Annotated in this window: 11 protein-coding genes; 8 read left to right on the top strand and 3 right to left on the bottom strand. The window is 65.3% G+C overall.

Features of this window, described 5'->3' with window-relative positions; translation table 11 throughout:
* Positions 1–128 precede the first annotated feature (128 nt).
* On the bottom strand, positions 129–1,904 hold the full coding sequence (locus tag O0879_RS01620) for a methyl-accepting chemotaxis protein (RefSeq protein WP_289914341.1): 1,776 nt from the start codon (positions 1,902–1,904) through the stop codon (positions 129–131).
* Positions 1,905–2,243: 339 nt separating this feature from the next.
* On the opposite strand from O0879_RS01620, the gene O0879_RS01615 reads away from it, so the two are divergent.
* From O0879_RS01615 to O0879_RS01585, 7 genes are all read left to right on the top strand, one after another.
* Entirely contained in the window at positions 2,244–3,179 is a 936-nt protein-coding gene (locus O0879_RS01615; protein ID WP_077405756.1) for a 5'-nucleotidase, read from the top strand.
* A gap of 218 nt (positions 3,180–3,397) precedes the next feature.
* On the top strand, positions 3,398–6,841 hold the full coding sequence (gene mfd, locus O0879_RS01610; RefSeq protein WP_289914340.1) for a transcription-repair coupling factor: 3,444 nt from the start codon (positions 3,398–3,400) through the stop codon (positions 6,839–6,841).
* 55 nt (positions 6,842–6,896) lie between these two features.
* Positions 6,897–7,739, top strand: a complete 843-nt coding sequence (serB, locus tag O0879_RS01605; protein WP_289911456.1) for a phosphoserine phosphatase SerB — start codon at positions 6,897–6,899, stop codon at positions 7,737–7,739.
* Between the two features lie 98 nt (positions 7,740–7,837).
* Positions 7,838–8,566 (top strand): nucleotidyltransferase domain-containing protein, encoded by a 729-nt coding sequence (locus O0879_RS01600; protein ID WP_289914339.1) that lies wholly within the window; start codon positions 7,838–7,840, stop codon positions 8,564–8,566.
* Positions 8,563–9,486, top strand: a complete 924-nt coding sequence (locus O0879_RS01595; RefSeq protein ID WP_289914338.1) for a TIGR04222 domain-containing membrane protein — start codon at positions 8,563–8,565, stop codon at positions 9,484–9,486. Before O0879_RS01600 ends, O0879_RS01595 begins: the two co-directional genes overlap by 4 nt.
* The gene (locus O0879_RS01590; RefSeq protein WP_289914337.1) at positions 9,476–10,330 is read left to right on the top strand and encodes a DUF692 family multinuclear iron-containing protein; all 855 of its coding nucleotides are present in this window, start codon (positions 9,476–9,478) and stop codon (positions 10,328–10,330) included. The genes O0879_RS01595 and O0879_RS01590 overlap by 11 nt, the downstream gene beginning before the upstream one ends.
* Complete coding sequence (locus O0879_RS01585) at positions 10,327–10,593, top strand: hypothetical protein (RefSeq protein ID WP_289914336.1); 267 nt, start codon at positions 10,327–10,329, stop codon at positions 10,591–10,593. The genes O0879_RS01590 and O0879_RS01585 overlap by 4 nt, the downstream gene beginning before the upstream one ends.
* A gap of 7 nt (positions 10,594–10,600) precedes the next feature.
* Here the strand turns inward: O0879_RS01585 and O0879_RS01580 are convergent, their stop codons facing one another.
* Positions 10,601–12,493, bottom strand: coding sequence for a serine hydrolase domain-containing protein (locus O0879_RS01580; RefSeq protein WP_289914335.1), 1,893 nt, complete (start codon positions 12,491–12,493; stop codon positions 10,601–10,603).
* An 83-nt stretch (positions 12,494–12,576) separates the two neighbouring features.
* Here O0879_RS01580 and O0879_RS01575 point away from each other — a divergent pair, with 83 nt between their 5' ends.
* Entirely contained in the window at positions 12,577–12,939 is a 363-nt protein-coding gene (locus tag O0879_RS01575) for a hypothetical protein (protein WP_289897546.1), read from the top strand.
* A 39-nt stretch (positions 12,940–12,978) separates the two neighbouring features.
* Here O0879_RS01575 and O0879_RS01570 read toward each other — a convergent pair whose 3' ends face one another.
* Positions 12,979–14,145: a cystathionine beta-lyase gene (locus O0879_RS01570; protein WP_289914334.1), complete on the bottom strand. Its 1,167-nt coding sequence runs from the start codon at positions 14,143–14,145 to the stop codon at positions 12,979–12,981.
* Between the last annotated feature and the right edge of the window lie 11 nt (positions 14,146–14,156).

Here is a 14,156-nt window from a genome sequence, read left to right as displayed (position 1 = left end):
GGCAAAACAGCTATTTTTATAACGCTGTTTTTTTAGTAAGTAGTAACCGCAGTGCGAACCTGTGCGCGCATGTAGAAACGGCCGCGCAAGGCGGCCGTCCGTTAGCGCATGCTGGCGCCGTCAAGCCATCAGAACACTTCCCACTCGTCGTCGCGCGGCGCGCTCTGGCGCTGGGACGGCACGGCGTGCAAGGCCGGGCGGCCCGCGGCGGGACGGGAAGCCGGACGCGATGCGGGACGCTTCAGCGCCGCGCTGGCCACCGCGGCGCGCGGCGCGGCAGGCTTTGCGTTCGCGTTTGCGCGCGCGGCAGGCGCCTGGGCGCCATCGAGCTTGAAGACGCTGACCACCTCGGCCAGTTGGCCCGATTGCTCCTGCAGCGATTCGGCCGCGGCGGCCGCCTCTTCCACCAGGGCCGCGTTTTGCTGCGTCACCTGGTCCATCTGGCCGATGGCCTGGTTGATCTGGTCGATGCCCGAGCTTTGCTCCTGCGTGGCCAGGCTGATTTCCGCCATGATGTCCGTCACGCGCTGCACGCTGGAGACGATTTCGGCCATCGTGCTGCCCGCCTCGGCCACCAGCTTGCTGCCCGCGTCGACGGCCACCACGGAGTCGCCGATCAGGGTCTTGATTTCTTTCGCCGCGCCAGCCGATCGTTGGGCCAGATTGCGCACTTCCGTCGCCACCACGGCGAAACCGCGTCCCTGCTCGCCCGCGCGCGCCGCTTCCACGGCCGCGTTCAGCGCCAGGATATTCGTCTGGAAGGCGATGCCGTCGATGACGGAAATGATGTCGACGATCTTGCGCGACGAATCGTTGATGGCGTCCATGGTCTCGACCACCTTGCCCACCACTTCGCCGCCTTTGACGGCCACGCCCGAGGCGCTCAGCGCCAGCTGGTTGGCCTGCTGGGCATTGTCGGCGTTCTGCCGCACGGTAGACGTCAGCTCTTCCATCGACGACGCCGTCTCTTCCAGCGAGCTGGCTTGCTCTTCCGTGCGCGAGGACAGGTCCAGGTTGCCGCTGGCAATCTGCGACGACGCCGTGGCGATGGTCTCCGTGCCGCTGCGCACCTGGCCGACGATGCTGACCAGGCTGGAATTCATGTCCTTCAGCGCCTGCAGCAGCTGGCCCGTTTCTTCCGTCGTGTGCACCTCGATCTGGCTCGTCAGGTCGCCCGAGGCCACCGTCTGCGCCACTTTCACGGCCGAATTGATCGGCTGCGTGATGGCGCGCGTGATGTAGGCGGCGCAGCCGATGCCCAGTGCGGAGGCCAGCAAGCCGAGGATGACCATCAGGCTTTCCGAGCGGATCACGGCCGCGCTGCCGTCCTTGACGCTGGCGTCGGCCACGCCGTTATTGAGCTTGATGATGTCGTTCAGCGTGCCTTCGGCCTTGCCGAACAGCGCGCGCGAATCCTGGTACTGCTTGTAAAAGCCCACGAACAGCTCTTTCTGCCGCGCTTCGTCGCGGTTGTCGGCCAGCTGGCGCAGGATGGCGCGCACCTTGTCGTCGTCCGCCTTCCAGGCCGTCCACTCGCCCTGGAAGCGCTGCCACAGCACGGCTTCCTCGGGCGTTTGCGGCAGCGGTTCGTACAGCTTGCGGCCCGCCTCGATATTGTTCCAGGCGCGCGTGCGCAGCTGCAGCGCTTCCGCGAACTTGTCCTGTGCCTGATAATTGTTTTCATAGATGGCGGCCGTCAGGGTGGCGGCGGCGACGGCCGTCTGGCCTTCGCTGATCATCATCAAACCCTGGATCGACGGCAGGCGCACGACGCCGATTTCATTGACGGCGCGGCCGACGGTGGCGATGCCCGTGTAACCGCTGATGCCCACCACCAGCAAGGCCGCCATCATCACGGCGACGAGCGTCGCCAACTTCCATTTGATCAGTAAATTCTTAAACATGGCTAGGCCCTTTATAAAATCACGATTTTTGCTGGCGAGGTTGAGGCTGGCATGTTCGAGTAAAACAGCTGACACTTGTATAAAGGTGGCGGGGATGGGGCGTACGCTTCGTTACAATTGGCGAGATTTGATAATAGGAGCATAGTGGAAAACGGGGACGCTGACTGCTACATACTTGATACAAATCAATATTTATTTCCTGACTGTGGCGCGCCTTGCACAGTGGCATCGAAAAGCCATCCGATGCCCTGCTTTGGTGCAAAAAATCCGCGCGCGCCGCTATTGGCTACGCAGTTAATAGTCGTATAAGATGGTCAACACGCACACCACAGGTACAGCATGGCTTATCCTATCGAACACAAACTGGTGATCGGGGTCGCTTCCAGCGCCCTGTTCGACCTGGCCGAATCGCACCAGATCTACCTCGACAACGGCCCCGAGGAATACCGCAAGTACCAGGAGACGCACATCGACACGGTCCTGCCGCGCGGCGTGGCCTTCCCCTTCATCCGCCGCTTCCTGAACATCAACAAGCACTATCCGCGCCAGTCGCCCGTGGAAGTGGTGCTGTTTTCGCGCAATTCGCCGGAAACGGGCTTGCGCGTGATGCATTCGATCGCTCACTACGGCCTGGACATTTCGCGCGCCGCCTTCATGACGGGCAAGTCGCCGTATCCCTACCTGCCCGCCTTCAATGCCTCGCTATTCCTCAGCGCGAACGAAGGCGACGTGCGCAGCGCCCTGGCCTGCGACTATCCGGCCGGCCTGGTGCTGCCGTCGCGCACGGAAGACGACGAAAACGACGAGGAATTGCGCGTGGCCTTCGATTTCGACGGCGTGATCGCCGACGACGAAGCGGAAACCGTCTTCAAGCGCAACAATGACGTCGACGAATTCCACGCCCATGAAACCCTGAACGTGGGCACGCCGCACCGCCCCGGCCCGCTGGCCGGCCTGTTCCAGAAGCTGGCCACCATGCAGCGCCTGGAAGAAAGGGCCCAGCGGCGCGACCCCGGCTATAAAAAGATCCTGCGCATCGCCATCATCACGGCGCGCAACGCGCCCTCGCACGAGCGCGTCGTGACGACCCTGAAAAGCTGGGGCGTGGCGGCCGACGAGACATTTTTCCTCGGCGGCATGGACAAATCGCGCGTGCTGGCCGTGTTCAAGCCGCATATCTTCTTCGACGATCAATTGAGCCACCTCAAATCGGCGGGCGGCACCATCCCGATGGTGCATGTCCCGTTCGGCATCGCGAATGTCCGCGCAGGATAAAACCTGCTGCGCGTCGTGCTTTGCGGCCTGCGATGCTCACCGTACTAAAGTACGGTTGCGCTTCTTAGCCACAAATCACTGCCGCTCACGACGGTTTTCTCAAGCGCGGAGATATAAGTGATGGTCTATAATCTCGCCTATCAGCGCCGTCACTGGCGGCGCTGCGCGTACCACAGCTGTCCCACTCAACTGCCTCTGCCACTAGTGTCATCGCCTGCATGTCCTTAGACTTAACAAAAGCCCTCCCCAAGCCCGGCAACCGCTACGCGCTGCCCGCCCTGTATGGTTCATCCGACGCCTATGCCCTGGCGCTGGCCGCGCTGGAATTAAAAGCGCGGGGCCAGATGCTGGCCGTAGTGGTGGCGCAGGCCAGCGACGGCCAGCGCCTGCTCGATGAAATCCCGTGGTTTGGCGGCAAGGACTTGCGCTGCCACCTGCTGCCGGACTGGGAAACCCTGCCCTACGACGCCTTTTCGCCGCACCAGGACCTGGTCTCCGAGCGCCTGGCCACCCTGCACGAAATCCAGACGCGCCAGTGCGACGTGCTGATCGTGCCGGCCACCACGGCGCTGGTGCGCCTGGCGCCGCCGTCCTTCCTGGCCGCCTACACCTTCTTCTTCAAGAAGGGCGAAAAGCTCGACGAAGCGCGATTGAAGTCGCAGCTGACCCTGGCCGGCTACAGCCATGTCTCGCAAGTGATGTCGCCCGGCGAATACTCGGTGCGCGGCGGCCTGCTCGACCTGTTCCCCATGGGTTCCGCCCTGCCCTACCGCCTGGACCTGTTCGGCGACACCATCGAGACCATCCGCACGTTTGACGCCGACACCCAGCGCTCGCTGTACCCCGTGCATGAAGTGCGGCTGCTGCCGGGGCGCGAATTTCCCATGGACGAAGCGGCGCGCACCACCTTCCGCAACCGCTGGCGCGAACAGTTCGAGGGCGACCCATCGCGCTCGGTCGTCTACAAGGACATCAGCAGCGGCATCGCCTCGGCCGGCATCGAATATTATCTGCCCCTGTTCTTCGAACAGACGGCCACCCTGTTCGACTACCTGCCGCCCGACGCCTCGCTGGCCCTGGTGGGCGAAATCGATGCGGCCATCGGCCGCTTCTGGACCGATACGCAGTCGCGCTACCGCTTCTTAAAAGCCGACCGCGAACGGCCTATCCTGCCGCCCGAATCGCTGTTCCTGTCCGACGAGCAGTTCTTCGGCCTGGCCAAGCCGTATCCGCGCCTGGCGATTGCCAAATCGAACGATGCGCTGGCGTCCGAACTGTCGGCACCCGTGCCGAACATCGCCGTCAACCGCCGCGCCGACGACCCGCTGGCCAACCTGCGCAGCTATTTGCTGCAAGCGGGCCGCCGCGTGATGATCTGCGCCGAATCGAACGGCCGCCGCGAAACCCTACAGCAGTACTTCACCGAATACGACCTGCACCTGACGCCCGTGGAAGGCAGCGACGGCTTCCTGCAATCCGACGCCAAGCTGATGCTGGGCGTGGCGCCGCTGCACGCGGGCTTCGAACTGTTTACGCCGGAAGGTCATTTATCCTTCATCACGGAGACGGAACTGTACGCCGGTTCCGGCCGCCGCGTCGGCACCAAGAAGCAGGAAGGCGTGACGCAGGTCGAATCGATGGTGCGCGACCTGTCGGAGCTGAAGATCGGCGACCCCGTCGTGCACATCAACCACGGCATCGGGCGCTACATGGGCCTGACCAGCATGGACCTGGGCGAAGGCGAGACGGAATTCCTGCACCTCGAATACGCGAAGGACACCAAGCTGTACGTGCCCGTATCGCAGCTGCACGTCATTTCCCGCTATTCGGGCGCCTCGCCGGAAGACGCGCCCTTGCACTCGCTCGGTTCAGGCCAGTGGGAAAAGGCGAAAAAGCGCGCGGCCGAACAGGTGCGCGACACGGCCGCCGAGCTGCTCAACCTGTATGCGCGCCGCGCGCTGCGCCAAGGCCATTCGTTCGAATTCTCGTCGCACGACTACCAGCGCTTCGCCGACAGCTTCGGCTTCGACGAGACGCCGGACCAGGCCGAAGCCATCCACAACGTCATCAAGGACATGACTTCCGGCAAACCGATGGACCGCCTCGTGTGCGGCGACGTCGGCTTCGGCAAGACGGAAGTGGCGCTGCGCGCCGCCTTCATCGCCGTCATGGGCGGCAAGCAGGTGGCCATCCTGGCGCCCACCACCCTGCTGGCCGAGCAGCATGCGCAAACCTTCGCCGACCGCTTCGCCGACTGGCCCGTGCGCATCGCGGAATTGTCGCGCTTCCGCAGCGGCAAGGAGATCACGCAAGCGTTCAAGGGCATGGCCGACGGCACCATCGACATCGTCATCGGCACGCACAAGCTGCTGTCCGACGACGTGAAGTTTACCCGTTTGGGCCTGGTCATCATTGACGAAGAACACAGGTTCGGCGTGCGCCAGAAGGAAGCCTTGAAAGCCCTGCGCGCGGAAGTCGACGTGCTGACCCTGACGGCCACGCCGATCCCGCGCACCTTGGGCATGGCGCTGGAAGGCTTGCGCGACTTTTCCATCATCGCCACGGCGCCGCAAAAGCGCCTGGCCATCAAGACGTTCGTGCGCAGCGAAGGCGAAGCCATCATCCGCGAAGCGTGTTTGCGCGAACTCAAACGGGGCGGCCAGATCTACTTCCTGCACAACGAGGTGGAAACCATCCAGAACCGCCTGGCCATGCTGACGGAATTGCTGCCCGAGGCGCGCATCGCCGTGGCGCATGGCCAGATGCACGAGCGCGACCTGGAAAAGGTCATGCGCGACTTCGTCGCCCAGCGTTTCAATATTTTGCTGTGCACGACGATCATCGAAACGGGCATCGACGTGCCGACGGCGAACACCATCATCATGCACCGCGCCGACAAGTTCGGCCTGGCGCAGCTGCACCAGCTGCGCGGCCGGGTCGGCCGTTCGCACCACCAGGCCTACGCCTACCTGCTGGTGCACGACGTGCAGGGCCTCACCAAACTGGCGCAGCGCCGCCTGGACGCCATCCAGCAGATGGAAGAACTGGGCAGCGGCTTTTACCTGGCCATGCACGACCTGGAAATCCGCGGCGCCGGCGAGGTGCTGGGCGAAAGCCAGTCCGGCGAGATGACGGAAATCGGCTTCCAGCTGTATTCGGACATGCTCAACGAAGCCGTGCGCTCGCTGAAAGCGGGCAAGGAGCCGGACCTGGCCGCGCCGCTGGCCTCGACGACGGAGATCAACCTGCACGTGCCGGCCCTGCTGCCGGCCGATTTCTGCGGCGACGTGCACGAGCGCCTGTCGATCTACAAGCGCCTGGCCAACTGCGCCACGCAGGACAAGATCGACGATATCCAGGAAGAGCTGATCGACCGCTTCGGCAAGCTGCCCGACGCCGTCAAGGCCCTGGTCGAGACGCACCGCCTGCGCATCGCCGCGAAAACCGTGGGCATCGTCAAGATCGACGTGCATGGCGAGGCGGCCACCCTGCAATTCATGGCCAAGCCGCCCATCGACCCGATGCGCATCATCGACTTGATCCAGAAGAACCGCCATATCAAGCTGCATGGCCAGGACAAGCTGAAAATCACGGCCGCCATGCCGGACCTGGCCGCGCGCGTGACGCAGATCAAGACCACCATCAAGCAATTGACGGTTTAGACTATTCCTATCATTTATGCAGGGCTGACCCATGACCAATACCAAGACCATCACCATGAATCTGATCCTGCAGGGCCTGGACGGCGATAGCGCCCGCCTCGAGCGCATCGCCGCGCTGGCGGCACCGACATCCATCACGCGCCTGGGTCCGAACGCCGTGCGCTGCGAGCAGATCGCCTATTCACCCGCGCTGCGCCCCACCATCGAAGTGGCGGCCCAGGCGGCGCAGCTGGACGCCACCTACATGATGGGCCAGCGCGAGCTCGGCGAATTCAAGCTGGTGGCGATGGACATGGATTCGACCCTGATCACCATCGAGTGCATCGATGAAATCGCCGACATGCAGGGTCTCAAACCGCAGGTGGCGGCCATCACGGAAGCGGCCATGCGGGGCGAACTCGATTTCAGCTCCAGCCTGAAACAGCGCGTGGCCCTGCTCGAGGGTCTCGACGCGTCGGCCCTGCAGCGCGTCTACGATGAACGCTTAAAACTGTCGCCGGGCGCGGAAGCCATGCTGGCGGCCGTGCAAAAGGCGGGCCTGAAAACCCTGCTGGTGTCGGGCGGCTTCACCTTCTTCACCGAACGCCTGAAGGAGCGCCTGGGCCTCGATTACACGCATGCGAACGAACTGGAAATCGTCGACGGCAAGCTGACGGGCAAGGTGTTAGGGGGCATCGTCGACGCCGAGGAAAAGCAGCGTACGGTGGAACGCGTGTGCGCGGAGCTGGGCATTTCCCCGTCCGAGGCCATCGTCATGGGCGACGGCGCCAACGACTTGAAAATGATGGGCATCGCCGGCCTGTCCGTGGCCTTCCGCGCCAAGCCCGTGGTGCGCTCGCAGGCCGACGTGGCGCTGAACTTCGTGGGACTCGATGGCTTGCTCAACGTATTGACTTGAGTCGGCGCCATCTGGCGGACGGTGCGCGCACGATGGCATAAGTTTGCTATATTGCAAACTTATGCGCATCCTGCCAACCCATCGTGAAAGAACACCGCATGCCGCCACCGCTGCCAGAAGAGATACAACGCCACCTGGATGTGTTTGTCGCCGCCGCGCACAACACCTTTGGTGACGACCTTGCCGCCGCCGTGCTGTTTGGCTCGGCCGCCGATGGCCAGGTGCGCGCCACCTCCGACGTCAACCTGCTGTTGCTGCTCAAGCGCTTTGCGCCGCAGGCGGCCGATGCGCTGCGCGGGCCCTTGCGCCTGGCGCACGCCGCCATCGATTTGCAGGTGATGTTCCTGCTCGAGGGCGAATTGACGCAGGCCGCCGACGCCTTCGCCGTCAAGTTCGCCGACATCATCGCGCGCCACCAGGTGCTGCATGGCGCCGACCCTTTCGCCAGCCTGCGCACGAACCGCGACGCCGTGCTGCGGCGCTTGCGGCAAGTGCTGCTGAACCAGCAGGTGCGCATGCGCGAACGGTATCTGCTATTGAGCCTGAATGAAGAACAGCTGGCCGGCGCCATCGCCGACGCAGCCGGCCCCCTGCGCTCGTCCGCGGCGTCGCTGGCGCAGCTGGAGGGCAAGTCCGGGCTGTCCGGCAAGCAGGCGCTCGAAGCGTTTGTCGACCAGCTGGGCGAGCCTGCCCTGCACACGGCCCTGCAAGCCATGTCGGCGGCGCGCGAAACGGCGCGCCTGGCGCCGGGGCAGGCCTTGCCCGCCTTTACGGGCTTGATGACGATTACCGAACACTTGCGCGAACACGCGGAGCAGATGCGGTGAACGGCGCCAATCCGTTCGACTGGAGCGGGCCCTGGTTCCTGCTCGCCTACCTGGTCTTTGGCATGCTCGTGTACTACCTCGCGCGCGAGCTGCTGATACGCATGGAATTGCGCAATCCGCACGCCCAGCTGTCGCTGGCCGATGACCCGTACCGCATCGCCTTCCTGCGCGGCGGCGCCCTCGAAGCCGTGAAAGTCGCCGCCATCGTGCTGGTCGACCGCGGCTTGCTGCGCGCCGACGGCCCGCTGCTGGAAACGGCCAGCGCCGACAGCCTGCGCTTCGCCAGCCATGACATCGAACGCGACGTGCTGCAGCTGTACCTGGGCCGCCAGGGCCACAGCAAGGAACTGGCCGTGCAAGCCGAAATGCTGCCCTCGTGCCGCGCCTACCAGGAAACCTTGACGCAGCAGCAATTGCTGGTCGGCCCGCCGCTGCTGCGCCGGCGCGAACGCATCACCTGGACGGCGCACTGGCTGCTGCTGACGGTGGCCGCCGTCAAGGCCGTCATCGCCATCAGCCGCCAGCACTACAACCTGCTGTTCCTGGCGCTGCTGCTGGCGATCTTCCTGCTCATGCTGCGCGGCTTGCGCACACAGGCAACCAGCTGGAGCGCGCAGCGGCTGCTGACCGACCTGCGCATGCTGTTTGGCCGGCTGAACATGCGTTCATCGCGCCTGCAGGCGGGCAGCAGCAGCGCCGACATGGCCCTGCTGGCGGCCATCTTCGGCCTCGGCGCCCTGCCGCCGTCGGTGTACGCGTATGTCGCCCAGCTGTACCCGGTGCCGCGGCAAAACGGCGGCGGCGATTCGTCGTCCGGCAGCTCGGGCGACTCCGGCGGCGGCTCGTCGGGCGGCGGCGACGGTTCTTCCTGCGGCAGCGGCTGCGGCGGTTGCGGCGGTGGCGGCGGCTGTGGCAGCTAGCCAGGGGACCGCGCGCGACCGCGTCGGCCTGGGCTGGCGCGGCGAACTGGCAGCCGGCATCCTGTCCAACCTGGCGCACATCGACGTGCTGGAAGTAATCGCCGACGATTATTACCACGCCGCGCGCGCCGGCATCGCCGCCTTGCGCAGCCTGGCGCGCCAGGTGCCCGTCAGCCTGCACGGCGTGGGCATGGGGCTGGCGTCAACGATACCCGCCGATCCGCGCCGCCTGCATGCGATGGCGCGCCTGATGAAGGAGGTGCAAGCGGAATCGTGGTCCGAGCACCTGAGTTTCGTGCGCGCCGGCGGCGTGGAAATCGGCCACCTGGCGGCGCCGCCGCGCACGCCGCACAGCGCCGCCGGCGCCATCGCCAATATCGCGCTGGCCACGCGCATCGTCGGCAGCGCGCCGCTGATGGAAAACATCGCCACCCTGGTCCAGCCGCCCGCCAGCACGCTGGACGAAGCCGAGTGGCTGACGCACATCCTTGACGGCGCGCAAGTGCCGCTGCTGCTGGACCTGCATAATCTGTATGCGAACGCCGTCAATTTCGGGCATGACCCGGAGCAACTGCTGCTGCGCCTGCCCCTGGACAGGGTCGGCGCCGTGCACCTGAGCGGCGGCCACTGGATCGACGCGCCCGGCGGCGGCCAGCGCCTGTTGGACGACCATCTGCACGACGTGCCGCCCGCCGTCTTCGCCCTGTTGACCGTGCTGGCGCGCCAGGCGCCGCAACCGTTGACAGTGATCGTCGAACGCGACGGCAATTACCCGTCGTTCGAGCATGTGCTGGACCAGCTGGAGCTGGCGCGCGCGGCCTTGCGCGCGGGGCGAAACGCATGAGTTCCCCCGCACTGGAAACCTATCTGGCGAGGCTGTACACGGACGACGCCCTGCGTGCCGCCTTCCTGCTGGAACCCCGTGCGCAAGCGTTGCGGCATGGCTTGTCGCCGCAGGAGGCGGACGCGATGGCGGCGATGGACCGCATCGGCCTGCACATGGCGGCGGCCAGCTATCGCGCCAAGCGGGCCGGGCGCGCCGGGCATGGCAGCCAGCCCAGGCCAGCGCAACGCTGGTGGCGCCGGCTGCTGCACGCCTGGCGCTGAGCGCCGGCTACAGGTGCCACAGGCGCAGCGGCAGCAATCCCCACCAGGCCAGCACCAGCAGCAGTTGCAAGGCCGCCAGCAAGGCCACCCAATCCCATTTTGCCCACGAACCCGCCTCGGCCGCCGTGCCGCGGCTGCGCCAGCAGCGCGCCAGACCGAACGCCGTCGCCAGCGGCAGCGCTCCCGTCGTCAGCGCCAGCAGCACGCTGGCGATGGTGACGTCGCCCAGGCGCAGGTAGGACTGGAAATAGAAGAACGGCAGCGGCAGGAGCAGCGCCAGCAGCGACAGCAAGGGCGCGAACAGGTGGTCGCCCCGCCCCAGGCTGCGCAGCGCGGCGCGCCAGACGCCCACCACCAGCACGTACAGCATCCCCGCCGCACCCAGGGCCAGGCTGCCCCACAGCACCAGCATGCGCAGCATCGACGCGCGCTCATAGCTGCGCAAGCCGTCGCTGAGCACATGCTTGCCATCCTCCTGCATCAGCACGTGCGACGGCGTGCTGCGGTCGCTGGCGCGGAACAGCAAGCCGCCCACCGGTTCCAGCTCCTTCGGCTCGCCCTGGAACGGGATCAGGAACAGCGATTCGCCATCCCATTTCACACGCGTAAAGCCGAAGACGGCGTCGACCCAGGCCATGCTGGCCATGGGGCTGGGCGACGGCAAATAGACGCCCTGCCAGTTTTCCACCGTGGGCGCGGGCGTGCCGCGCGGTGCCGGGGCGCGCAACGGCAGTTCCAGGTCGCGCAGCAGCAGGCGGTTGAAGCGTTCATAGTCGGCCTGCTCCGCATCCGTATTGAAGGCAACAAAAAAGGCGCTGTCCTGCTCCGGATACAGGCACAGCATGGCGCGGAAACCCACGGCCGTGCCAGGGTGGCAGGCGCCCACCACATTGTGGCGGTCGCGCACGGCCAGCGCCAGTCCGTGGCCCGTCGCCAGGCCCGCCTGCGCCGCATCCGTGCCGGCCGGCTCGGACAAGGCGCCCATCAGCGCCAGGTCGATGAAGCGCTTGCCCTGCAGCTTGCCGTCGCCCATCAGGAATTGCGCCAGCTTGCCCATGTCGGCCGCCGTGGTGGTAAATTGCGCGGCCGGACGCAAATACTGGGGCACGGCCGGCTGCGCCACGCCATGCTCGAAGTAGCCCATGGCCAGGCGCGGATCAGCCTGCGCACCCGCCTGCGTACTCATTTGCGTGCTCACTTGCGTAACGAAGGCGAACGTGCTGTCCGCCATGCCCAGCGGCTGCAGCAGCTGCGCGTCGAGATAGCGCTCGTACGGCTGGCCCGTGATTTTCTCGATCACCATGCCCAGCAAACCATAGCCCATGTTCGAATACGCATAGCGGCTGCCGGGCCGGGCGCGCACGCGCAGCAGGTTGCGGTCGCCGTCAAAAGCGTCGGCCAGCGGCGTCTGCGGCGCCGGGTTCAGGCTGAACGCCTGCCAGAAGCGCACGTTGTCGAGGCCGGACGTATGCGCCAGCAGGTGGCGGATGCGCACGGGGTCGCTTGCTTGCCAAGGGTTTTTCAGCGCCAGTTCCGGCAGCACCTGCTGCAGGGGCGTGTCGAGCGTGAGCCGGTCTTCGCTGACCAGGCGCAAGACGCCCAGCGCCAGCGCCACCTTGCCCACGGAACCCACTTGCATGCGCGTGTCCGCCTGCATGGGCATGCGCCTGGCGGTATCGCGCAGGCCGGACGCACCGACTTTGACTGTTCCGTCAGGCAAGACTTCACTCCAGACGGCGCCCGCCAGGCCCTCTTCCTTCAAGCCGGCGGCAAACTCCGTCTCCAGCGGGGCGCCGGCGGCATAGGCCGCCGAGGCGCACAGCAGCAAGGCCGGCAAAGCCTGGCGCAGCCATGACCTGGCGCGCGCGGCCAGGGTGGGATAGCGATTTCGTTTCAACAATGTATTCTGCCTTTTTCCATGGACTGCGCTCCTGCTCCGCTTTGCTTGTTACAATTAAAAATTGAGCAACGACGGGAGCCTTCATGTCACAAGATATTATTTTGGATACCCAACTCCAGCAGACCAAGAACCTGGCCTGGTGGTTGTACCTGATACATGGCGCCAGCTTCGTGTTTTCGCTGGGCGCGTTTTCCTTCATTCCGCTCATCATCAATTATGTGAAGCGGGACGAGGCGGCCGGGACCTTCGTGTACAGCCATCACAGCTGGATGATCCGTTCCTTCTGGTGGTACGTGGCCTGGATCGTCGTCGGCGCCATCCTGTGGATCACGCTGATCGGCATCCCGCTGGCCTTCCTCGTGTGGGGCGTGGCCTGGCTGTGGAAAGCCTACCGCCTACTGCGCGGCTTCCTCGACTTGAACAACAACAAGCCCGTGCCCCTGTAAATTGCTTGTGGGCAAGCTATCGTGCTTGCCCGCTTACCTCTACATCGCCGCGAACGCCCGTTCGATATCGGCGATCAGATCCTGCGGATCTTCCAGTCCCACGTTCAGGCGCACCAGCTGGCCCGGCAATTGCCAGCCCTTGCGCATGGCGGCGATGCGGTACGGCATCACCAGGCTGTTCGCGCCGCCCCAGCTGTAGCCAATCTTGAACAACTGCAAGGCATCGACGAAGCGGTCCGTCTGCGCCTCCGTGTAGCGGGCATCGAACAGCACGGAAAACAGGCCGCCCGCGCCCGTGAAATCGCGCTGCCAGATGGCGTGGCCCGGGCAATCGTCGAAGGCCGGATGCAGCACCGTGGCGATCTCGCTGCGCCCCTTGAGCCAGGCGGCCACCGTGCGCGCGCCCTGGTCGTGGGCGTCGAAGCGCAGCTTCATCGTGGGCAAGCCGCGCAGCACCAGGTAGGCGTCGTCCGCCCCCACGCCCATGCCCAGACGCATGTGCGCCTGCGCCAGGCGGTCGTGCAGCGCCCGCTCGCGCGTGATCAGCGCGCCCATCAGCACGTCCGAGCCGCCCGACTGGTATTTCGTCAGCGCCTGCATGATGATGTCCACGCCCAGGCCAAAGCCGCGCAGGGCCAGGCCCGCCGACCAGGTATTGTCCAGGGCGACGAGCACGCCCCGCGCATGGGCGGCCGCGCAAATGGCGGGCAAGTCCGGCACTTCCATCGTCACGGAGCCAGGCGCTTCCGTCCAGATCAGCTTGGTATTGTGCTGGATCAAGCCCGCGATGCCGGCGCCGATGAGCGGATCGTAATAGCGGGCCGTGATGCCGAAATCCTGCGCCAGCCAGCGTCCCAGTTCGCGGTTCGGGTTGTAGATGTTTTCCGGCAATAAAACGTCATCGCCCGTTTTGAGCAGGGCAAAGTCCGCCATGGCGATGGCCGCCAGGCCCGACGGCGCCAGCAGGCAGTATTTGCCCCCTTCGATCTCGGCCAGGCGCGCTTCCAGGGTGAAGGTGGTGGGCGTGCCGTGCAAGCCGTAGGTGTAGGCGTTCTTTTCTTTCCAGTCGCCCGAGCGCATGGCCGCCACGTCCTTGAACAGCACGGTCGATGCGTGATGGATGGCGTTGGGAAACGCGGCAAAGCCTTGCGGCGCCTGGTAATCGCTGTGGATCAGCGCCGTCTGGGGGGATTTGGGTGTGGTCATGGCGTCGTCGG

The sequence above is a fragment of the Janthinobacterium sp. SUN120 genome, assembly GCF_030397735.1.
Taxonomy (GTDB): Bacteria; Pseudomonadota; Gammaproteobacteria; order Burkholderiales; family Burkholderiaceae_D; genus Janthinobacterium; species Janthinobacterium kumbetense.
The sequence above is the reverse complement of the archived record's forward strand: the minus strand, read 5'-3'. Positions and strand labels throughout refer to the sequence as shown.

Coding starts and splice junctions, on each gene's coding strand:
- O0879_RS01620 (WP_289914341.1), bottom strand. CDS start 1,904: ATGTTTAAGAATTTACTGATCAAATGGAAGTTGGCGACGCTCGTCGCC.
- O0879_RS01615 (WP_077405756.1), top strand. CDS start 2,244: ATGGCTTATCCTATCGAACACAAACTGGTGATCGGGGTCGCTTCCAGC.
- mfd (WP_289914340.1), top strand. CDS start 3,398: ATGTCCTTAGACTTAACAAAAGCCCTCCCCAAGCCCGGCAACCGCTAC.
- serB (WP_289911456.1), top strand. CDS start 6,897: ATGAATCTGATCCTGCAGGGCCTGGACGGCGATAGCGCCCGCCTCGAG.
- O0879_RS01600 (WP_289914339.1), top strand. CDS start 7,838: ATGCCGCCACCGCTGCCAGAAGAGATACAACGCCACCTGGATGTGTTT.
- O0879_RS01585 (WP_289914336.1), top strand. CDS start 10,327: ATGAGTTCCCCCGCACTGGAAACCTATCTGGCGAGGCTGTACACGGAC.
- O0879_RS01575 (WP_289897546.1), top strand. CDS start 12,577: ATGTCACAAGATATTATTTTGGATACCCAACTCCAGCAGACCAAGAAC.
- O0879_RS01570 (WP_289914334.1), bottom strand. CDS start 14,145: ATGACCACACCCAAATCCCCCCAGACGGCGCTGATCCACAGCGATTAC.